The following is a 21,870-nucleotide window of genomic DNA, read 5'->3' as shown; positions in this document are numbered from 1 at the left end:
GAGGTGCTAATAGATAGCACGCGCACAATTCACCTACGATTAAATGGATTGCTCCTATTAGCTAAAATTGCGTCATGTCAATTCGTATAATAAATATGAGTATTCATAAGTGCTTACTTACGGATACATGGCGATTTGCTATAATGAGCGACAAGCCGATGAATAGACGCGGCAAACCCTTATTTATAGTCGAATTCAAATAATTTTGATACAAAGAAGTCTAGTACACACTATACATTAGTGTGCCTATCGAAGATGACAATGTAGCGGATTTATGTGGATTTGACGATATTAATATCTAGCACGATGGTGCTTACTGTTTTGGTCAAAATTATTATGCGTATTCGTAAACTTTTTAAATTTGAAAATGCCCATATCGTTCGTAATTGTAGCTCTGAGCGTTGCAAGCACTCGATTCATGGTCACAGCTATCAGATTGAGCTGATTCTAGAAGCTAAGCGTTTAGATCACGGTCAGATGGTCTATGATTTTGGTTTGTTAAAGTCTTCGATCAAAGACATCATCGACAGCTTCGATCATGCTATCTGTTTTTGGAATAAAGACGATCCTGAATATATTGATGCTTGCAAAAAATTCAGTGCGCGCTGGATAAGCTTGCCAGTATCACCGTCAGCAGAGCAATTCTCACGCGTTATCTTCTTTTGGGCGCAAGAAATTTTGCGTCAGACTAAAATGCAAAACGGCGAGTCGGATGTCAGCGTTTATTCAGTGATTGCCCACGAAACAGCAACGGGTTATGCGCAGTGTTTCGCTGATGATGTGGCCAATGATCAAATGGGCAAACTGGTTTTGGAAGAATTTGCATTCAGTGACCAAGTTTCTAAAGAATGGCATGACCCTGAACTGTATGCAAAATTGATTCGCGGCGAGCGCTTTATCAACCCATCAGTGACCATGCAAGTACAGACAGAGCAGGTACAGGTAGGTTCAGACTGATGCAGATTAATGAATCTATAAAAGACGGCATATACTCGCAAACATTGATACTGAAATCTGAGCAAGACACTCAATCATTGGCGCAGCAATTGGCTAATTTACCATTGACGGGCAGTGTGTGGCTGGCAGGTGACTTGGGTGCAGGTAAGACCACGTTGACCCGTTATTGGCTGCAAGCGCTCGGTCATACAGGGGCAGTAAAAAGCCCGACGTATACCTTGGTAGAGCCTTATAGTATTCAGCAAAGTGATGGCACAACTAAACCGGTCTATCATGCAGACTTATATCGTCTGCAAGACCCAGAAGAACTATCTTTTATTGGGTTTGATGAGTATCTGGATGAGCCAAATGCACTGGTCATTATCGAATGGGCAAGCCGTGCTGATAGCTATCTACCGGCGCCCACGTTATTTGTCGATATGACCCAAGGTGATGGTGATAATCATGGTAAAGAATCTCGTTTGGTTGAGCTGCGACTATCGAAAGCAGGACAAGCGCTAGATTTAGATTTATCAACGCTCAAAATTTAATGTCATACAAAATGCCTGTAGTCCAAAATATATGATGCTTATTCATGTCTGATAATTACGCTAATACACGTATCAAAAAACTGTCGCCATTGTTAATCAATCAATTAGCCGCGGGTGAGGTAGTGACGCGTCCGGCAGCTGTGGTCAAAGAGTTGCTTGAAAACGCCATCGATGCTGGTGCTACCAATATAGAGGTGCATATTACCCAAGGTGGCATGGGTATGATAGAGGTCATAGACAATGGTGTTGGTATCCATCCCGATGATATGGTCATGGCAATTACTCGTCACGCAACCAGTAAGGTCGCTGATGTCGCTAATCTACACGGCATCACCACTTTGGGGTTTCGCGGTGAGGCGCTAGCGGCAACGGCTGCAGTGTCCCGTTTGACTCTGACGAGTAGTTATGATGATAGTGGTGTTGGTCGTCAGTTACAGGTTGCTGGTGTCTTGGCTGATACACCAAAATTAATACCTGTCGTACACAATCGCGGAACGACGATTACTGTCAAAGATTTATATTTCAATGTGCCAGCCCGTCGCGGTAATTTGAAATCTATTGCGACTGAGTTTGGGCATATTGAGACCATCGTGCGAGAAGTTTCTTTGGCGCGAGCAGATGTGTCGCTGACGCTGTTTCATGACAATAAAAAACGCATGTCTCTATCCTCAGATACATTGTCTTCAAATACCCTGTCTTCAAATATATGGTCTTCAACGTCACTATCTGTAGGTTCAATGCCTTCAAATAGTGTGGATATAGATGATAGCACGATAAGGGTTAATAGAAACGGCAACGAAAATGCTAGCCGTCTGCCGTTATCACGTCTTGAGCAAGCCACGGGTATTTCATTAATAGATAACGCCATAAAGGTCACGATTGATCTGTCTAGCCTGATGCAACAGACGATGGAGTACGCCAATAATAATAGCTTTGGTAGTCAAGCAAGTATCAGCGGTTGGTTGTGGCCTATATATCACGAGCAGCAAGCCAAGGGGTCAGCTGCGTTACCAAAGCTAATCTATGTGAATGGTCGACTGGTTAAAGAAGCATTGATTAATAATCAGCTCCGTCAATTGGCTCAGAGTGCGCAATTAACTGGTATGGGTTACGCACTTTATTTTGACCTACCAACCCAGTGGCTCAATATCAATGTGCATCCATCGAAACAGCGCATTAAGATTAGCCCGCTAAATAATATTATGGCGCATTTAAACCATACGATACAGTCTCAGCTGAAAAATATCGAAGTAAACGAACAGCCTGCAAAATTTGACAAACCACTAATAGAAGATAACAAGCTGATAAGTGGTGAAGAGGTAGAAGTTGTCGCTACCGATCAGCCTTACGACAGTGTTGTATCTCAGAATCGCAGTAGGCAGGTAAATACTGCTAAGCAATCCTATGAGCTTCCAGCCAGTCAGACAACCCAGATAATGTCTCAATCTCAATATTCAACAGAGACAGAATTAGGTAGCAATAAGTTTATCAGTCAGCGTACTAGTATTTCTAATGGTGTGTTGGTAGGAACGAGACCTCTACCAATTTGCTTAGAGGTTATTAGTGGTTTAGATAAATTAGCACTTGGCAATGATATTGCTAAAAATGTTGATGATAAGACCTTACCTTGGTTGTTGTTTTTCCACCAAGCACAGTGCTTTCTTATTGGAGAACAGGATTGGCAATCAAAGTTGAACCAACTGTTTGAATCACAGATACTGCGCAGTAATGTATTGCCGCACGATAAGCATATCATTAGTGCGAGAGAAATAAATCAGCAGCTTATTACCATGAGCCAGCAGATGTCTACGCAAGACTTGATGCTATTTATAACAGATATTGAAGCGTTGTTAATTAAAAACTCTATCAAGGCAATCAGTAGCAGTCACCTAGTAACATTGATGCTTTTATCTACCCCTGAAGAAATACCAAGCTAGGTTCGGTAGCACACCTTACTGACACATAAATATTACTTACCTATAAATAATGATTAAAGGCAATTCTATGAGACATTCGTCTGATGGTTTATCTCATAAGCTGACAGATAATAGCGTGGTGTGCTTGATGGCGCCAACCGCGAGTGGCAAAACTGCATTGGCATATGAGCTATATGATACAGGGCGCTACGAGCTGATTTCAGTAGATTCAGCACTGATATATCGTGATATGACTATCGGTACAGCAAAGCCATCGGCTAGTGAGCTGGCACGTTATCCGCATCATCTGGTTGATATCATTGATCCGACACAGAGCTATAGTGTTGCGGAATTTGTCGCAGATGTCGCTAGTTTGATTGATAACTGTCATAAGAATGGCAAGATACCGTTATTAGTGGGCGGCACCATGATGTATTACATGGCGCTACTTGATGGACTATCACCTGTGCCTGATAGTGATGATAGCGTGCGTGCACGTGTGGAGCAGTGGCGGCAAGAGGAAGATATTGAAGCATTGTATGATTATCTTGGTCAAGTTGACCCGATAAGTCATGAGCGCCTTAATGCAACTGATACTCAGCGCATTACCCGAGCGGTTGAAGTTTATCTGCAAACAAACATCCCCATCAGTGACTGGCAACGTCAGCCTAAACAAGCACTGGCACATAATCCCAATCAGCAGTGGCATGCATTGACAATTATGCCGGATCGTCCATGGCTGCATGCGCGTATTGCTCAGCGTCTAGATATAATGTGGGATGAAGGGCTAGTGGCTGAAGTGATTGGTTTACTTGAGCAATATACATTAACACCTAATTTGCCTGCTATGCGCTGTGTTGGCTATAGACAAGTATTGGAGTACTTGGTACACATTAATCATCCGATATTTGAATTGCCGCATTTGGATAAAGCACAGTTTTACGATGCTTTTGGACAATATTCACAATCAGTAGATGGACAAGTAAAATTAAATAATACGGCTGAGCTATCAGCCAACTCATTACCGCCCAGTGCAGAGGCCGAGGCGCTTGCTTGTCAGCAAATGCAAAATAAGGCATTATATGCTACAAGACAACTGGCAAAACGGCAGTACACTTGGTTGCGTAAAGTCATGCAATTGCCTCATGCCACGACAGAGGTGATAAATACACCTGATTTGCCTAATGATGAGAATACCTCTGTAGACACGGGTATTATCATAAAGACATTTACAACGATGGCAGAGGTAAGAGAGTATCTATACTAAAAATTGCTTGTACGATTAGTCTATTAGCTCAAAGATAGGTTGTGGGCAAAGCGTAATGTACTTAAGATTTGGTATAGGAACAGGATTTACACAGCCATTAGAAAGTAGTGACAATTAGTTTCAAATTATAACGTGGATAACTGTTATAATTTAAATCTATGAAAGTAACGGCTTTAACACTACTTTCCTAATTGCTAGTTACTGATGCTCGTTGAAATAATCATCAGTGATACAAGTAGTTACTTAATTATTTACAATAATAATGTATTCACGATAAAGTGGAATCACTTGACAACAATTAGGGTTTATTTAGATACGTTTTATAAAGATAGCTTATTATTGTATCTACCTTCAGCCATTATAATTAAATCAACACTTAAAATAATTGGCGCTCAAAACATAACTATATAATATTTAGGAGAGATTTCATGTCAAAAGGACAAACTTTACAAGATCCGTTCTTGAATTCGCTGCGTAAAGATCGCATTCCTGTTTCTATTTTTCTGGTCAATGGCATCAAGCTGCAAGGCCAGATTGAGTCATTTGATCAATATGTTGTTTTGCTTAAAAATACCGTTAGTCAAATGGTATACAAACATGCTATCTCAACCGTAGTGCCAGCTCGAAATCCTCGTAGTAGCACGACAACTGGCACTAGCACCCAACAACCTCAAAGCGCAGCACCAACGGCTTATCAAGGTGGTGGTTTCGAGCGTGGCAGTAACCCTGCTAGTACGGGTGGCTTTGAAGAGCGTGGTTTTGCATCTAACCGTAGTGGTTTTAACCGTGGTGGGTTTAGCCAAGGCCAAGAGCGCGGTTTTGAACGCGGTAGCTTTGGTCAAGGTCAAGAGCGTGGTTTTGAGCGTGGTGGATTTGGTCAAGATCGTGGGTTTGAGAATCCAGCAGACAATGCAGGCTTTGAAGATAAGCCAAATGATGGATCTAATGATAACAATGGTTAAATCTTTCAATGCATTGCCGCAACTGCATCGTTAAGATATGACTTATTAGATTAAGACCTGCTACTATAGTGGGTTTTTTTTGTATAAATAAACACATAATAATAATTCAATAGGTGGCTTTTAATTGCTATCGATAGGTTTTGCCTAATGTTACTAATATTAGTCATAGTATAGTAAAATACCTGATTGATTTATTATAAAAATAGAGCGTTTTCATGGATAATACCCAAGCTAATTTGACCCATAAGCAGTTTATCAGTAGAGCTATCGAAGCGATTAATACAGAAATATCTGCGCTAACATTATTGACAGAACAGATAGATGATAGATTCGCACAAGCTTGCGATACTATTTTGGCCTGTCAGGGTCGAGTTGTAGTGACCGGTATGGGTAAGTCAGGGCTGATTGGCCGTAAAATCGCGGCAACATTTGCCTCTACTGGTACACCATCATTTTTTATGCATCCTGGTGAAGCGGGACATGGTGATTTGGGTATGTTGGTAAAAGGTGACGTGTTACTTGCTATCTCTAACTCTGGTGAGTCTGATGAAATCAAGATGCTATTACCTGTCGTTAAGCGTCTAAATATTCCACTGATTAGCATTAGCCGTGATAAGCGTGGCATGCTGCCTCGTGCCGCTGATACCGTATTGACACTTGGTCAGTTTCAGGAAGCTTGTCCTCTTAATCTAGCACCTACCTCGAGCACCACGGCCACTTTGGCTCTTGGCGATGCCTTGGCGGTTGCTTTAGTACATGCTCGCAACTTCACCTCAGAAGATTTTGCATTGTCGCATCCGGCAGGTGCACTAGGTCGTCAGCTGCTAACGCGAGTTGAAGATTTAATGCATACTCAGTCTGAGAATCTGCCACTTATTCATCAGAACGCTCCACTGCAAGAAGCTTTATTTACGATGTCTGCTGGGCGTTTAGGTATGACAGTGGTGACTGATGATAGTGATAAAGTCATTGGCGTGTTTACAGATGGTGACCTGCGTCGTGGCCTAGAAAAAGGTATCGATTTACAAACGCCGATGGGTGACGTAATGGTCAGCAATCCACGCCGTATTAGTAAATCTATGCGTGCCTCAGATGCGCTTAGCGTGATGAACGAAAACAGCATCAGTCAGTTGTTAATTATTGATGACGAAGATCGTTTAGAAGCGATTATTACGGTACATGACTTGTTGCAAGCTGGTGTAAAGTAAGCAGACTGGTATTATCGGTTTATCATAATAAAATCTAATAAGTAGCGTTAAGCAAGAGGTACATGATGCAAGACTTAATCAAAAAAGCTGGACAGGTAAAATTACTGGTAATGGATGTTGATGGCATCTTATCAAATGGTCAAATCATCTATGATGCCAATGGTATCGAGACCAAAGCATTTTCAGTTCATGATGGTGTTGGTGTTAAGTCTTTAGCGCGTTATGGCATCTTAACAGCTATTATTACTGGTCGTAGCAGCGCTATGGTTGATAAGCGTGCCCTCGAGATGGGTGTTGGCTATGTGGTACAAGGGCGTGACGATAAGCTGATTGCTTTGAATGAGCTACTATCAACACTTGATCCAGCGCTCAATATTACGGTAGCTGATTGTGCTTATATGGGTGATGATTTACCAGATATTAAAGCTATGCAAACGGTTGGGTTTTCTGCCACGGTCCCTAATGCACATGCGGAAGTAATCAATCGAAGCGATATGGTCACGACTCGTGCAGGTGGCACTGGCGCTGTACGTGAAATATGTGATCTCATCTTAAAGGGTCATGGACACTATCAAGACTTTATTGCGCACTATACGCTTGATGAAGTAAAAACTCAGGATGATTTGTCGTGAATACTCGTGTTTTAGTAATTATTGCATTAATTATTGCTGGTATTGCAGGTTGGTTTTTTCAGCAGCAGGGTGATGTTGCGCCACCAGTTAGTATGGCGCCCACTGATGTCGATTATGAGGCAACAGAAATTAAGGCGGTACAGACTAACGATGAAGGTGAGACTGAGTATGAGCTGACAGCTGAGTCCTTGACGCATAATCCAGAGACCAATTTGGACGAAATGTCAGGTATCATTATGAATTGGGAGCCGTCCGCTGAACAGCGCTATCGTATTGAAGCAGGTACGGCTGCTATCAGTCAAGAGACAGGTGAGCTTAGTCTATCAGGTGGCTTCTCACTTGTTAGTGAAGGCAACAAAGACGCGTCTGAGGTTGAGCCAATAAAAGTCACAGGTAGTACCCTTAAAGGTAATACTAAGTCAGGTAAAGTATATAGTGACGAGCCTGTTCAGGTTGTGCAAGGGATGAATCGTTTTGAAGCTTCTAGTATGACTGCCAATCTTGAAACAGGTGAGTATGAGTTTGGCCACGTCGCTGTTGCTTTTACCCCTTCTGAACGCCAAGATAAAGCATTGTTCTAATGATAACTGTGCTTATTGCTTATATTAAAAGACAGCAGCTAGCACAAAGTTTGCAAATTCTACTACCCATTATAAAACGAGTGATTTTATGAAATCTAAATTTTTGCCTACTTTGCGCTCAAATTCAAAAGTACATAGCTTGCGCCAACTGCGCCAACTGCGCAAGTTACCAATGGTCATGCTGCTAGCATTGCCACTTTACAGCCATGCACTACCATCAGATTCTAATCAAGAAATAAAACTGCTGGCTGACAAAGCGACTTATAGTGAGCGTACAGGGGTGACCAGTTACTCAGGCAATGTCAGTATCACTCAAGGTACGTTTAAGATGACAGCGGACAATATCACTGTCAACTTATCGCAGCAGCGTAGTATTAACTCAGCCGTAGCGACCGGACGTCCAGCGACTATGCAGCAGGTAGTGACTCAAGAAAAAGGCTTAGCAAAAGGCCAAGCCAGCAAGATCGATTATAATGCGGTTACCGGCATCATTACTTTAACAGGTAATGCCAAGTTGGTTCAGAATGGTGCAAGTTTTGCTGGTAATGTCATTCGTTATAGCCTAAAAGCAGGCGATGTTGAGGCAACTGCTGGTGGTAATCAGCGAGTAGAATTGGTATTTCCGCCCAGTAGTGGCAGCAGCCAAAGTGGCGTACGCTAAGACGTTAAATCGTCTATGTACCAATATACTAACCAGCCTGCACCAGTGCTTAGATTTTTCAACAGTATGAGTAAGTTATGAGTGATAGTAAAAATATAGACTCTCCAGCCACGGGTAATAATATAGTACCTGCTGAGCGATTATCGATGCAAAATCTAGGTAAGCGCTATGGTAAACGTTGGGTCGTAAAAGATGTCTCGTTCTCTGTTGAACAAGGACAAGTTGTTGGGTTGTTAGGACCCAACGGTGCAGGTAAGACGACTAGTTTTTATATGGTGGTGGGTCTGGTTAACATGGATAAAGGCCGTGTGACGTTAGGAAAAATGGACCTATCTAAGTATGCGATGCATGAGCGTGCTCGTGCAGGTATTGGCTATTTACCGCAAGAAGCCTCTATTTTCCGTAAATTGTCTATCGAAGATAATATCCTAGCTATTTTGCAAACTCGTAAAGAGTTAACTAAAAGTGAGCAAAAGCAAGAGCTTGAAAAGTTAATCGGTGAATTTCATTTAGAGCATGTACGAAAATCTTTGGGAATGAGTGTGTCAGGTGGTGAGCGTCGTCGCTGTGAAATTGCACGCGCATTGGCAGCTGACCCAAAATTCATCTTATTAGATGAGCCTTTTGCAGGCGTTGATCCTATCTCTGTTGGTGATATCAAAGACGTTATTCTGTCCCTAAAAAATCGTGGCATTGGGGTTTTAATTACGGATCATAATGTACGCGATACATTGGCCATTTGTGAAAAGGCTTATATCGTTTCAGAGGGCGCCATCATTGCGGAAGGTACTTCGGCTGAAGTCTTAGACAATGAGCTAGTAAAATCCGTCTATTTAGGTAAGGATTTTCAGGTATAAACCGATACCTTTTCATATATACCACATTAGGGCGTGTCCTCAATTCAATCGATAGTCATCTAAATGGGTTAAAAATGGCTAAATTTTGCCAAACGGCGTCAAATAGCTGACTAATATCTCGATATTATCTGCGCTATTTTCCTTGTTTGACTGCGATTTATCTCATTTCTATCACCATTTTTAAAATGAGGACACGCCCTAATATTTAAGCTGGTTGCTAGAATCAAAAGGTTTAATTGATGCCTTCAGCCAGCTACTGCTATCGCTAATTTTCTTATTTCTAGAACATCATTCTATAGTTGAATTCAAATAATTTCGATACAAGGAAACCGAGTGCAAGTTATACATTAGTATGCTTAGCGAGGATGACGGTGTAGCGGATTTATTTGAACTTGACTATATTTGATGCCATCACCTCTATTATGCATAGTCCATCATGATTATGACTGATTGATCTCTAAATCATTCTCAAACCAATACTTACCTCTAACTAGCACTCATAAAAGTGCCACGATATTTTCTCAGTTATTTTTGATTGAACACCTGAATAAGGCTCATAAATTATGGCAAAAAATAAGAGCAGTTATGTCTGTCAGCATTGCGGTGCGCATTTTGGCAAGTGGGCAGGGCAGTGTACCGATTGTGGCGAGTGGAATAGCTTGGTCGAAGCACCTAATGTCAGCATGCCACATCATAATAAAAGTACAGCCAAGCCTAATGCCAGTCGTGCTGCTTCTCGTAGTACTGGTACACCTGCGGGTAATTATTCAGGTACGCATAGCGCGGTCATGCCACTCAACGCGGTCAGCGTAACGTTAGACACGCGACTGCCTACGGGTATTGGTGAGTTCGATCGAGTGCTGGGTGGTGGATTGGTCGCTGGTTCTGTAGTACTGATAGGCGGCGACCCTGGTATTGGTAAGTCGACTATCCTGTTGCAAACGGCGACTAATATGGCACGTGCTGACTCACTGGCAGGAAGTGCACTGTATGTGACAGGTGAAGAGTCACTTGCGCAGGTAGCCATGCGCGCCAAACGCTTGGATTTGCCTGCAGATAGGTTGCGCGTACTCGCTGAAACCAATGTGGAGACAATTTGTGCAGCTTTGACACAAGAGCAGCCAGCGATTGCTATTATTGACTCTATTCAGACGATTTATACAGATGCGATCAACTCTGCACCGGGCGGTGTCAGTCAGATTCGAGAGTCTGCAGCTATTTTGACTCGTTATGCTAAGCAAACGGGCACCGCACTATTCTTAGTGGGTCATGTGACGAAAGAGGGCACACTAGCAGGACCTCGTGTACTCGAGCATATGGTAGATACAGTGTTGTACTTTGAAGGTCAGTCAGACTCTAAATTTCGCATGATTCGTGCTGTAAAAAACCGTTTCGGTGCGGTTAATGAGTTGGGTATTTTTGGTATGACTGACATGGGTCTCAAAGAAGTTGCCAACCCATCAGCGATATTTTTGAGTCGCTATGACAAACCTGTGGCTGGTTCTGTTGTCATGGTCAGTCGCGAAGGTACAAGACCTCTATTGGTAGAAGTACAGGCCTTAGTTGATGATTCGCAAGGTTCACCTAGACGGATGGCATTAGGATTAGACTTTCAGCGTCTGTCTATGTTGTTAGCGGTCATGCACCGTCATGGTGGTATTCATACCAGTGGGCAAGATGTATATGTCAATGTGGTCGGCGGTGTCAAAGTCATAGAGACAGGGTCTGATTTAGCAGTATTGTTGGCCTGTGCCTCAAGCATTAAGGAACGGGCATTGCCATCTTCATTGGCGGTCTTTGGTGAGGTAGGACTCTCTGGTGAAATTCGCCCTGTACCTAATGGTCAAGAGCGTCTAAAAGAAGCGATGAAGCATGGATTCAAGCATGCCATCATTCCAAAGGCGAATGCGCCTGCTAAGAATGCGCCTCAGTTTAAAGGTATTAATGTCATTGCTGTAGAGCGGCTTGATGATGCGATTGAAAGCGCATTTGAATTGTAAGGTCTTATATCTTCAATATAGTCAATTTGAGCTAAATAAAAAAGCGCCTAACTCATCATGGTTAGGCGCTTTTTATTGTTTGATATAGGTATCAGGTTTTGACGTATCTTTTAGATAAAGTCTGGGGCAGAACTATTGCGGCAGAACTATGGTCCTGACACACGCTCGATAGAAACGTTGCCAACCCCTTTGTTCGTAATACCTAGGCTTTTAGCAGCGCCATAAGATAAATCTAATACACGGTTGCCATGGAATGGACCACGGTCATTCACTTTTACCACGACGCTTTTACCGTTTGTCTTATTGGTGACTTTAATATAACAGTTCAATGGTAATGAGCGATGGGCAGCCGTCAATGCATTCATATCAAATGTTTCGCCACTGGCTGTTTTACGACCATGGAATTTACGACCATACCAAGAAGCTAGACCAGTCTGCTTAAATTTGCTGACTGAATTGGAGGCGACAGCTGTCAGACGCTCTAGTACATCTTCATCATTACTTACTTGAGTCGTATCATTGGCCAATAGCGAACTGCTAAGCGCTAATGAAGTAGGTTGACGTGCTGACTTAACCAAACTTGATGCACCATCATGTTGACGGCTAAGCTCACCAAGCACACGATCGATATGGGAGGCGTTATCTTGTGAAACCATCGTAAGGGAGGTTTTTGATTCTACAGCATTTGCATTAGTAACGGCTGCAGAGCCAGCAAACAATACTGCTGAGACGGTAAGTAAACCAGATAAACGCTTGTTCATAGATACCTCTATAACGTGTACATTAAAACCTAACTCTAATCATATTAGATAGAGTGTGACAGTATCTGTTCAACTTAACTGTGTCATACACTCTGAAGCCGCATTATTCATCTGATTTTTATGTAATAGTTAATACCAGATAGGGCTTTTATAGATCTTAATATAGGGTAATTTTTCATTATCATAAGTCGGTTACAGTCACTTAACTGAAGGTACTTATGACACGCTCAAATGATAGTCAACGATACTAGTAAAACAAATAATTTAAATAAGATAGTTAAGTACTGAACCTATTGTTTAATAAATGTCTTTACGTATAACTTTGTAGCTAAACCGTTAATTAAGTAGTGTATTTGAAAGCTCAAAACCTATCAGCTGCTTACTATACGGCTGAGCTACAACCAGAATATAATTGAATGAAAACTTTTTTAGTAGCTCTGTACGGGTTATGTATCCAAGTACATTTGAACGAGGTTAACGCAATTATTTGTAAAAAACAAGGATTAAAATCTATCAGTACTATTTACGAAGGTGGGATTTTTAGCAAAGGTATTAGAGAAAGGATGGATACTTATATTATTTATATCAACTATTTATGGGTATTTTGATAACGTATTTAATTGCTTTTTATGGCGCTGTATATATTTTCCACTGAAATAATTAAATACTAAAAATTATTGGTTTTAATCAATATCTGATTATTCATGCTTCGCTGTCTTCAAACTTGTTGCTGTCTAAATTCACTACTTTAATCCGTTAACTTAATAGTTAAAAGATTGGATAGAAGGGGTATTTTCTAGTTTATCTCTCCTTACCCCTTCCAGTTGTTTTTAAGTATTTTTGATAGATTAGCGTTAACTTGACTTATGGGTATGAATAGACATTAAAAGCCCAAAGCCTGCCATTAGTGTCACGATAGCGGTACCACCATAGCTGATAAAAGGCAGTGGAACACCAACGACAGGTAAAATACCACCGACCATGCCGACATTGACAAATATATAAACAAAGAAAGACATCGCAATCGCACCTGCCAAGAGTCTGCTATAGGCATCAGGGTGGGTAAAGGCAATATATAAGGCGCGCATTAGAATACAAGAGTAAATAAACATCAATAGCAACACACCTAGCAAGCCAAACTCTTCAGAAAAAGCCGCAATAATAAAATCTGTGTGACCCTCTGGCAAGAAGTGTAGGTGCGACTGTGTGCCCTCTAAGTAGCCTTTTCCTGTGAGGCCACCAGCCCCAATTGCGGTTTTGGATTGAATGATATTCCAGCCAGCCCCTTGAACATCGGCCTCAGGGTTGAGCAGTGTCATTACGCGTGTACGCTGATAGTCATGTAATAGAAAATTCCAAGCGAAGGCGACAAGAGGCACTGCTAAAATGGCTGCTGCTGAAATCAGTCGCCAAGACAGACCTGCCAAAAACAATACAAAAATACCACTGGCTGCTACTAATAGCGAGGTACCAAGGTCAGGCTCTTTAGCGATCAGTAAGACCGGAACTATGATTAGTGCCAACGTGATAGCGATACTAGAAGCGGATGGTGGTAGTTCACGTTTGGACAAAAACCAAGCACACATCATCGGCATGCCAAGTCTCATAAATTCTGACGGCTGTACACTACCAAATCCAGGTAAATTGATCCACCGCTGAGCACCCATACGTACTTCACCGATAATATCGACGAGCACCAATAAAATGAGCCCAAGCACATAAAATATAGGCGTAAAGGTACGATAGATACTAGGAGGTATCTGCGCCATGATAAACATGACGGTAAAGGCCACACCGTAGCTGATCATCTGGCGTATGACCATATTGACGTCTTGGCCTGCAGCACTATATAAAATCGTCAAACCAATGCAGCAAACCGTCAATAAAAGCAAGGTTAACCATGGGTCGATATGAATACGCTGCCATAACGTCGGTGCATGACCTTGGCCAAAATGATGGCTCTGACGTGAAAAACGATACTGCGGATTAGAAGACATAGGCAAAGTGAGTCTGGCAATTGGTGTAAAAAGGAATTTTTATCTAATGATATAGATTCAGAGAGTACGATATATTATTTACACTAGGGCAATGTTGCGTAAAAAGTAACACCTAAGCAATAAAGTCACATGATTATAAAAATTATGAGGATAAGTGTTAATTACGAATATCACCCCTCTGATTAGAGGCGATAGTTTAGCTTGCTTGCCGAAAATTTGATAGTATCGATAAAACGTTTTTAGCGGTAGATTCTTGCAATGAATAACTTAAAAATCCATAGTTGTAGGCAGATGTATAAGCCTGTTCTTGCGCTACTTGTCTTGTACGCTAGTAGTATTACGGCTAATGCCGCTATTGTCAGTGACAATAGTGAACGTCGAATACAGGTACGTCAAGGTAGTAGTAGCAATGTCTACATTGAACCTTCTACAAATGGTTCAATTCACAGTCCTGGTGTTACGATGCTGAGTGGCGAAAACGCTACCAATGGCGATAGTATGCGCGGACTGATTACTCAAAAACAGCGTGATTTTAACTTGGATGCCCGTCTATCTATCGAAGAAAACAAACGTGTAAATATCAATCGGCGTCCTACTTATGGCACGGAGCACAATCATGAAGGACAGGACGCAGCAAACAATGATTACAATGACGCCGTTAGTATGGACTTTAACGTATGGCTGAATAACAACAGTTACCGTGCCAAACAAGTGGCAGAGTATCAGCGTTATCTCGGCTCACAAGTGGGTGCAAAAAACGTACCGCCGCTATCGCAGTTATTGACCACTGCTCGTAGCTGGAGTAAATGTGGCTATGAGCCTTATCAACTGCCTCCGCAGGAATTATGGGCAAACATTGTACCGACGTTACGTCTGTATAGTGAGCTTAAGCAGCAGGGCATCCTACCTACAAGTAGTGAGATACGTTCGGTATATCGTAGTCCTGGTCTCAATGACTGTGCGGGTGGCGCTGACAGTAGCAAGCACATGAATGCCAGTGCTATGGATATTTGGGTGCCAGAGTATGAAGACAACTTATGGCGGCGTAGTACGATGCAGGATGGACTATGCCAGTTCTGGCAATATCAAGGACAATCTCATAATTTTGGTTTAGGGCTATATGCTACGGGCGCCATTCATTTAGATACTGATGGCTATCGTAAGTGGGGTTTCAACCATGCGAGTAGTGGCTCTCCTTGTCGTTATTAGAGTGACTATCAGTGATGAGAATAACAAATAAGTATTTGCTGACAGTAGTAGAAAGAAGCTCAACTATAGGATGGTTTAGAGGTAAAAAATAAACGCATGAGTCATAAATTTTTTTGGTATTAACGAATATGTTGATAAAATATATTCGCATAACTAAAAGTACCACTTATTTGACCTCTGGATTGAGTCGCTAGACAGCTTGCAAAGCTCGCCTGTCAATCTTAGTAACTCCATACTTTTGTAAGAAATTTATTATAAGTAGAATTTATGAAAAAGCAGTACTCAGCAAAAAATAATAATACCTACAAACCAACCAAAACATTCTTGCAGTCAAATAACAAGCGCATCGTTTTATTTGGTTCAGTCATATTCTCGCTTTTATTTATCAGTGGTTGCAGTCCGGATTCTGTTTTTGAGGACAGTATGCCAATGACCGAGGCGCCTTCTAACAATGCGGATAAAACCTTACAAGAAGCGGAAGAGATTGAAAACAATATTCGAAACTCTTATGCTCGATTGGCTTCACAACGTTCAGATGTCTGTCCAAAGCTGATACAAGAGGATGTAGGCAGTCAGGTTATTAAGCGTACATCAGAAGTTATGGTAAATGATTATTGTGATTATTTTTTATATCCACAAGAAGGTCAGAATATTTCAGTCAAAGTTAATAATAGTCAAATCGAAGCATTGTTAATAGTACCTACGTTATATAACTTCGCCAACGGTGATTATCAAGTAAGCTCTTACGACAAGCACGTGATTCGGCTGGCTTACAATGGAGCAAACTATAAACCTGAAAACTTTATTTATGACGTTGCCGTAACGATTGCCAACTAAATACATTCTTGACTGTCTTTATCACTAAAGATAAACGTTAAGAACGATACTATTTTTGGCATCGCTCTTAAGTTAAATAGCTACTTTTTATCTTTCCAAGGGTCATCCTGTCCAACAGTGACAATCAAAAAACCATCAGGCTTTAGCGTGTCGCGCATTGTTTGATTGACCTCTGATAGCTTTACTTGGTCAATACGGTTGATGTAATTAGTCAGATAGTTGTCTTGTAACTGATAGAAATTCATCATGCCAAGCAAACCATTAATCCCCGCGTTACTCGCAAACCCCATTGGAAAACTATTCTTAAGACCATCTGTTGTCAGCTGCATCTCGCTACTGGTAATACCCTCATCTAAAGTGTCATTGATAACCTCTAAGCTGGCATCAATGGCAGCACGAGCTTTATCATTACGAGTTGAAAACCCAATCTGATATGGGCCTTTTGCAAGCATTGGGTTCATAGATCCTGATATGCCGTAGGTGTAGCCAAGATTTTGTCTGATTTCAGTCATCAGCCGTGCATTAAAATCTCCGCCAGCCATGACTTCGTTGCCGACAGCAAAGTTGGTTTGCTGCTGCTGATCTTTTGTATTGGTAGCGCGTTTGCTACCCAATTGGCCCATCAGTACGGTAGTTTGGGTGCTTGGAAATGGAATATGAATGTGTTTTGCTTGGCTTAGTGATTTTGGCTCAGGCAATTCAGGTGCTACCTGACCTGTCGGTAGCTCGGCAGTGATATCTTCAGCCAATTTTTTCGCTTGTACTAAGGTTAGGTTTCCTGTCATAGCAAGTGAGGCATTAGCCGCGACTAAATAACGATTTTTAAAATCTATCAGCTGTGGTTTGCCGATATTAGGGACGCTTTCAAGCGTACCAGCGGATGGGTGAGCGTAGGGGTGCTCTCCATATAGCGCCTGATCAAAGGCAATGCTGGCAAGGCTATTTGGATCTTGTTTCTGCTGCTGCAAACCGACCAATAATCGTGCTTTGTTGCGCGCTAAAATATCATCATCAAAAGCAGGTTCACTGAGCATCTGGGTCATTAAGTCGATGGCAGGCAGCAAATGTTTATCATCAGATAAGCTCCGCAATGAGACGATAAACATGTCTTTATAGGCACTGCTGTCTAGATTGATACCCAATGTTTCAACTGCTTGTGTGAACTTATTTTCATCCAAGATTTTAGAGCCTTGAGTCAGCATGGTGGCTGTCATATTAGCAATACCAAAGCTATCTTTTTGGATACTGCCATCACGTGCGCTACCCGCATTAAAACGTAAATCGACATCGACAATTGGTAATGTTGTTGTTTGTACAAAGCGTACAGGTACACCCGATTTGGTTTTGAACTGCTGAATCGTCGGTACGTTGACGGTTAAAGATTTGGCATCTTTTAGACTCGTCAGTTTTGATAGTGCTGCAATGGGTGCGCTCGTATCTACGGCAGCCGCTGAGCCGCGATATTCTTCAGTAGCCGCTGAGTCCGCTTGTGCTGGCATTGTCAATATCGTCATACCGAACAATACGCCTATGCCTAGATTAGATAGTTTTTTAGATGCGGCGTTTGATCGTTGCATTGGTATTCGTGCATGAGTTAGAGGTTTTCTTCTTGTCTGCAACAAGTCATTATTTTGAGTCATGGTTTTCTTCTTATTAATAGTAACGTCTTTATGATCGGCGCAATTACCACACCATTATTTTTTTGTGTTTACTTGGTCTTTAGGCGGGATGATATGCATGACCGTTAAATTGTCTTTTACTAAGTATTTTTTACTGGCGGTTTGTATATCAGTGATCGAGATGCCATCAAGTTTGGCGGGTAGCTCAGCAAGCAGTCTGTCATCTAGTCCAATGGACTGCAACGAGCCAATCATACGTGCCTGACCTTCCATACTATCTTGTGCGTAGACAAGCCCGGTCACCGTATTGGTTTTGGCACGGCTGATTTCATCGGCGGCAATTGGATCAGTTTTTAGCTTCTCTATCTCAGTCATGATGGCCTGCTGCGCTTGTTCTAAGCTCACGCCTTCACGTGGAGTTGCTTGAATCAAGAATAGGCCATCACCGCGATCGAGTAAATCATAAGAAGTTCCCACTGTAGTCAGTAGTCCTTGCTCACGTATTAGTCGACTCTCAAGGCGAGCAGATAAGCCGCCATCTAATACATCTTGAGCAAGTGAGAGCGCATATGCTTGTTTTTCATTATTTTTATCTGCTGTGACGAGGCTGGGTACGTTATAACCCATTAATAAAACAGGTACTTGTACGGCTTGCTCAGAGTCGACTTTCTGATAGCCACGGAAACCTTTTTGACTAACAGTCGGACGTTTGGATAAATTACTTGGGGTTAGCTCACCGAAGTATCGTTTGGCTTGAGCCAACACGTCTTGAGGATCGACATCACCTACGATGACTAAGGTTGCATTGTTTGGTGCGTACCATTTTTGATACCAGTTTTTGAGCTCTGGTAGTGTGATTGATTCAATCTCACTCATAGGGCCGATGACGGATTCACCTTTTGGACTATCAGGCAATGCGAGTAAACGAAATGACTCGTATGCTTTTGCCAGTGGGTTGTCATCGGTACGTTGACGGCGCTCTTCCATGACAACTTGATGTTCTTTGACAAACTCTTTTTCATTAAAGACGAGGTTTTTCATACGATCCGCCTCAAGCTCAAGCGCTAGAGGATATCTGTTTGCGGGGAACAGCTCGTAATAACCTGTATAGTCGTAGCTCGTAAAGGCATTGTTGACGCCACCAAACTTCGCAATTAAGCGCTCATAATCATCACTTGACACGTTAGTAGTACCTTTAAACATCATATGTTCAAGTAGATGTGAGATGCCGCCTTTGTTGGCTGGCTCATCTGTTGAGCCTACGCGATACCATATCTGAGACATGACCACTGGTGCACGATGGTCTTCTTTTACCACTATTTTTAGACCATTCTCTAACTGATACTCATGTCGACCTGACATATCCATGGTTAGTGATGATGACTGGTTATCATTTGTCGTTTGGTTTTGACCTGCTTTATCTTGATTCAATGTGCTCTGAGTTACTGGGCTTTGAACCGTAGACAATGGATTCGAGTCGATAGCATTGGTTTGGCAAGCGGCAAGAGTCGTCATCATCGCTATAGTACAGGCAATGCGTAGTGAGGTTTTGGGTAGTGGTAAAAAGGATGGTAGTGAAGAGGATAAAGATAGTGTCATGGTATGTTCTACTTATATAAAATGGCAACTTGTGAACTGACGATTTATAAGGTAATGAGCGAGTATATCAAACTTAATTGTGATGATAGAGCCAATCCTCTATACATTGGATACGATGTCAGTCTTGTGTAGTCTACTACTTGTAGCACTTTCACTCGTCTTCCTTGTATCCAAATTATATGGAACCGGCTACAGAAGTCACTACAAAGATGTGTTGGCTCCGACCATGACACTGGCAGTCGGCTTAAAACCTTGTGTGGTGTTACATCCTGTGGCTGATAGTGCGACGGTCACTAATAATGTAGCCGCGCTAATATTGGCTATTTTTTTGCCATATTTTTTATAAGTGTTAAGTAGTGAGGACATAGATAATTCCTAAAAGTAAGTGTTGGATGAGCAGTGGTCAAACAAACCGTAAATTCCACAATAAGACTTAGTGTGTGTCCTTATTTCAAAAATGGAAGTAAAAATGAGATAAATTGCCGTCAAATGAGAAAATAGCTGGTTAATATCGAGATATTAACCAGCTATTTGACGCTGTTTGGCAAAATTAGCCATTTTTAGCCCAGTTAGATGACAATCACTTGAATTGAGGATATGCCCTAGTAGAGTAGGTGAAGTTTAGCATGAGCAAGGTCAGATTTTTGTGTCCAAATCTTAAGCGAAGCTTGCTAAGCGGATTGCATCCTCTTCTAGGCGAATAATTTTTGATGATAGTCTATGACGGTAAGGGCTGAGCGCCACTCGAATTATGCTAAACTAGGCGAAAATTGTCAGTCATGGCGATGGTCAAAACATCATGACCGATAAATCTATTCAAAATAAACAAATAACTGATCGTGATAACTTTTAGGGCAAGCTTATGAATAACCCAAACAATAATAGCCGTGTGGTCATTAACCTCGATGGAGATCTTGATGACTTGGATGACGACGATATAACCTTACCCAGTCTATCGGCACAATCTGTACCTATTATCGATGAGACTGTTGATGCTGCAGCATCGCAAAGAGACAGTACGGTAAATAAAGAAGTACCAAGTATCAATGCTGTTGCCAATGCAGCAGACAATATCGCTCTGGGTTCACCAATTGACAGTGAGACATTTGATAAAGACAAAGTCGAGGCACCTAGTAGCATTTCTACTGTCCCAACCATGCCGTTGCAGGATCAGTTAGGCGATACACCAGCTGCAAGCGCTGCAAGTAGCAATGCCAATAGTAATGCAAGTAATTCGCAAGCGGTAACTCAGACAGCGCCAGAATCAGCAGAGAGCCAAGAAAATAATAAAAAAGGCAGTTGGTTTAACCGTATGAAAACGGGACTGAGTAAGTCACGTAAAAATCTTGCTGAAGGTATGGTCAGTATCTTGATCGGTGGCAAAGAGATCGATGATGAGCTATTAGAAGAAGTTGAAGATCAGCTGCTAGTTGCCGATATTGGGGTGAATGCAACCAATCGTATTATCAAAAGCCTAACCGAGCAGACTGCCCGTGGTGATTTGATTTATGCACATTCATTATATAAAGCATTGCAAAGTGAGCTGGTCGATATTTTAACCCCGAAAGTCGCACCTTTAGTGATTGATAGCACCAAAAAACCGTTTGTCATCCTAGTCGTTGGTGTCAATGGTGTGGGTAAAACAACAACGATTGGTAAGCTTGCCAAGCGCTTGCAAGGTGAAGGTAAATCAGTCATGTTGGCAGCGGGTGATACGTTCCGTGCTGCTGCGACAGAGCAGTTACAGATATGGGGTGAGCGTAATAACATACCAGTAGTAGCACAAGGTCATGGCTCTGATAGTGCGTCTGTTATCTTTGATGCCATGCAGTCTGCCAAAGCCAAAAACATCGATGTGCTAATCGCGGATACTGCTGGTCGTCTGCAAAACAAAACTCACTTGATGGCGGAACTAGAGAAGGTCGTACGTGTCATGCGTAAAGCCGATCCAAGTGCACCGCATGAAGGCATGATTGTACTTGATGCTGGTACAGGGCAAAATGCGATTAACCAAGTAGAGCTATTTAATAAAATCGTACCATTGACCGGCATTACGATTACCAAGTTAGATGGTACGGCGAAAGGTGGCGTAGTCTTTAATATTGCTGAAACGACGGATGTGCCTATTCGCTATATTGGTGTGGGTGAGTCGATTGATGATTTGCGTGCCTTCAGTCCGAAACAGTTTGTTGCTGCGTTATTCGAGACTGATGATAAAGAATAAAATAGCTGTTTTTAGTTAGGACGTGTCTTTATTTCAAAAATGGTGATAAAAAT

At 41.9% G+C, this 21,870-nt stretch carries 19 protein-coding genes; 14 read left to right on the top strand and 5 right to left on the bottom strand.

Going from position 1 to position 21,870, the window contains the following annotated elements; all coding sequences use genetic code 11:
• Positions 1–336 precede the first annotated feature (336 nt).
• The 11 genes from I6E61_RS04645 (at position 337) to radA (ending at position 11,571) form a co-directional block, all read left to right on the top strand.
• On the top strand, positions 337–957 hold the full coding sequence (locus I6E61_RS04645; RefSeq protein WP_197130556.1) for a 6-carboxytetrahydropterin synthase: 621 nt from the start codon (positions 337–339) through the stop codon (positions 955–957).
• A gap of 29 nt (positions 958–986) precedes the next feature.
• Positions 987–1,487: a tRNA (adenosine(37)-N6)-threonylcarbamoyltransferase complex ATPase subunit type 1 TsaE gene (tsaE, locus tag I6E61_RS04640; protein WP_197130808.1), complete on the top strand. Its 501-nt coding sequence runs from the start codon at positions 987–989 to the stop codon at positions 1,485–1,487.
• A 44-nt stretch (positions 1,488–1,531) separates the two neighbouring features.
• Positions 1,532–3,424, top strand: a complete 1,893-nt coding sequence (gene mutL, locus I6E61_RS04635) for a DNA mismatch repair endonuclease MutL (RefSeq protein WP_197130553.1) — start codon at positions 1,532–1,534, stop codon at positions 3,422–3,424.
• A 67-nt stretch (positions 3,425–3,491) separates the two neighbouring features.
• Positions 3,492–4,670, top strand: coding sequence for a tRNA (adenosine(37)-N6)-dimethylallyltransferase MiaA (miaA, locus tag I6E61_RS04630; protein WP_197130550.1), 1,179 nt, complete (start codon positions 3,492–3,494; stop codon positions 4,668–4,670).
• A gap of 428 nt (positions 4,671–5,098) precedes the next feature.
• Positions 5,099–5,632, top strand: coding sequence for an RNA chaperone Hfq (gene hfq, locus I6E61_RS04625; RefSeq protein WP_110923773.1), 534 nt, complete (start codon positions 5,099–5,101; stop codon positions 5,630–5,632).
• Positions 5,633–5,847: 215 nt separating this feature from the next.
• Positions 5,848–6,840, top strand: a complete 993-nt coding sequence (locus I6E61_RS04620) for an SIS domain-containing protein (protein WP_197130547.1) — start codon at positions 5,848–5,850, stop codon at positions 6,838–6,840.
• Positions 6,841–6,905: 65 nt separating this feature from the next.
• Positions 6,906–7,472, top strand: a complete 567-nt coding sequence (locus tag I6E61_RS04615; protein WP_194196830.1) for an HAD family hydrolase — start codon at positions 6,906–6,908, stop codon at positions 7,470–7,472.
• Positions 7,469–8,053 (top strand): LPS export ABC transporter periplasmic protein LptC, encoded by a 585-nt coding sequence (gene lptC / locus I6E61_RS04610; protein WP_194196671.1) that lies wholly within the window; start codon positions 7,469–7,471, stop codon positions 8,051–8,053. Before I6E61_RS04615 ends, lptC begins: the two co-directional genes overlap by 4 nt.
• A gap of 172 nt (positions 8,054–8,225) precedes the next feature.
• Positions 8,226–8,714, top strand: coding sequence for a lipopolysaccharide transport periplasmic protein LptA (gene lptA, locus I6E61_RS04605; protein WP_227669241.1), 489 nt, complete (start codon positions 8,226–8,228; stop codon positions 8,712–8,714).
• A gap of 146 nt (positions 8,715–8,860) precedes the next feature.
• Positions 8,861–9,571: an LPS export ABC transporter ATP-binding protein gene (gene lptB, locus I6E61_RS04600; RefSeq protein ID WP_197130789.1), complete on the top strand. Its 711-nt coding sequence runs from the start codon at positions 8,861–8,863 to the stop codon at positions 9,569–9,571.
• A gap of 563 nt (positions 9,572–10,134) precedes the next feature.
• Positions 10,135–11,571, top strand: a complete 1,437-nt coding sequence (radA, locus tag I6E61_RS04595) for a DNA repair protein RadA (RefSeq protein WP_197130542.1) — start codon at positions 10,135–10,137, stop codon at positions 11,569–11,571.
• 146 nt (positions 11,572–11,717) lie between these two features.
• On the opposite strand, the gene I6E61_RS04590 is transcribed toward radA, so the two are convergent.
• Together I6E61_RS04590 and rodA are read right to left on the bottom strand one after the other, a co-directional pair.
• A complete protein-coding gene (locus tag I6E61_RS04590; RefSeq protein WP_197130539.1) occupies positions 11,718–12,332 on the bottom strand; it encodes a septal ring lytic transglycosylase RlpA family protein in 615 nt (204 codons plus the stop codon).
• Positions 12,333–13,186: 854 nt separating this feature from the next.
• Entirely contained in the window at positions 13,187–14,329 is a 1,143-nt protein-coding gene (rodA, locus tag I6E61_RS04585) for a rod shape-determining protein RodA (protein WP_197130536.1), read from the bottom strand.
• 291 nt (positions 14,330–14,620) lie between these two features.
• Between rodA and I6E61_RS04580 the strand changes: the two genes are divergently transcribed.
• Together I6E61_RS04580 and I6E61_RS04575 are read left to right on the top strand one after the other, a co-directional pair.
• A complete protein-coding gene (locus tag I6E61_RS04580; protein WP_227685671.1) occupies positions 14,621–15,538 on the top strand; it encodes a D-Ala-D-Ala carboxypeptidase family metallohydrolase in 918 nt (305 codons plus the stop codon).
• 267 nt (positions 15,539–15,805) lie between these two features.
• Entirely contained in the window at positions 15,806–16,375 is a 570-nt protein-coding gene (locus tag I6E61_RS04575) for a hypothetical protein (RefSeq protein WP_197130530.1), read from the top strand.
• Positions 16,376–16,455: 80 nt separating this feature from the next.
• Here the strand turns inward: I6E61_RS04575 and I6E61_RS04570 are convergent, their stop codons facing one another.
• From I6E61_RS04570 to I6E61_RS04560, 3 genes are all read right to left on the bottom strand, one after another.
• Positions 16,456–18,015: a pitrilysin family protein gene (locus tag I6E61_RS04570; RefSeq protein ID WP_197130527.1), complete on the bottom strand. Its 1,560-nt coding sequence runs from the start codon at positions 18,013–18,015 to the stop codon at positions 16,456–16,458.
• Between the two features lie 54 nt (positions 18,016–18,069).
• Positions 18,070–19,593, bottom strand: a complete 1,524-nt coding sequence (locus I6E61_RS04565) for a pitrilysin family protein (protein WP_197130525.1) — start codon at positions 19,591–19,593, stop codon at positions 18,070–18,072.
• A 201-nt stretch (positions 19,594–19,794) separates the two neighbouring features.
• A complete protein-coding gene (locus I6E61_RS04560) occupies positions 19,795–19,959 on the bottom strand; it encodes a hypothetical protein (RefSeq protein ID WP_197130520.1) in 165 nt (54 codons plus the stop codon).
• A gap of 946 nt (positions 19,960–20,905) precedes the next feature.
• On the opposite strand from I6E61_RS04560, the gene ftsY reads away from it, so the two are divergent.
• Positions 20,906–21,817: a signal recognition particle-docking protein FtsY gene (gene ftsY / locus I6E61_RS04555; RefSeq protein ID WP_227680899.1), complete on the top strand. Its 912-nt coding sequence runs from the start codon at positions 20,906–20,908 to the stop codon at positions 21,815–21,817.
• Positions 21,818–21,870 lie beyond the last annotated feature (53 nt).

The organism is Psychrobacter sp. NZS113, assembly GCF_015864825.1.
Classification (GTDB): Bacteria; Pseudomonadota; Gammaproteobacteria; order Pseudomonadales; family Moraxellaceae; genus Psychrobacter.
The sequence above is the reverse complement of the archived record's forward strand: the minus strand, read 5'-3'. Positions and strand labels throughout refer to the sequence as shown.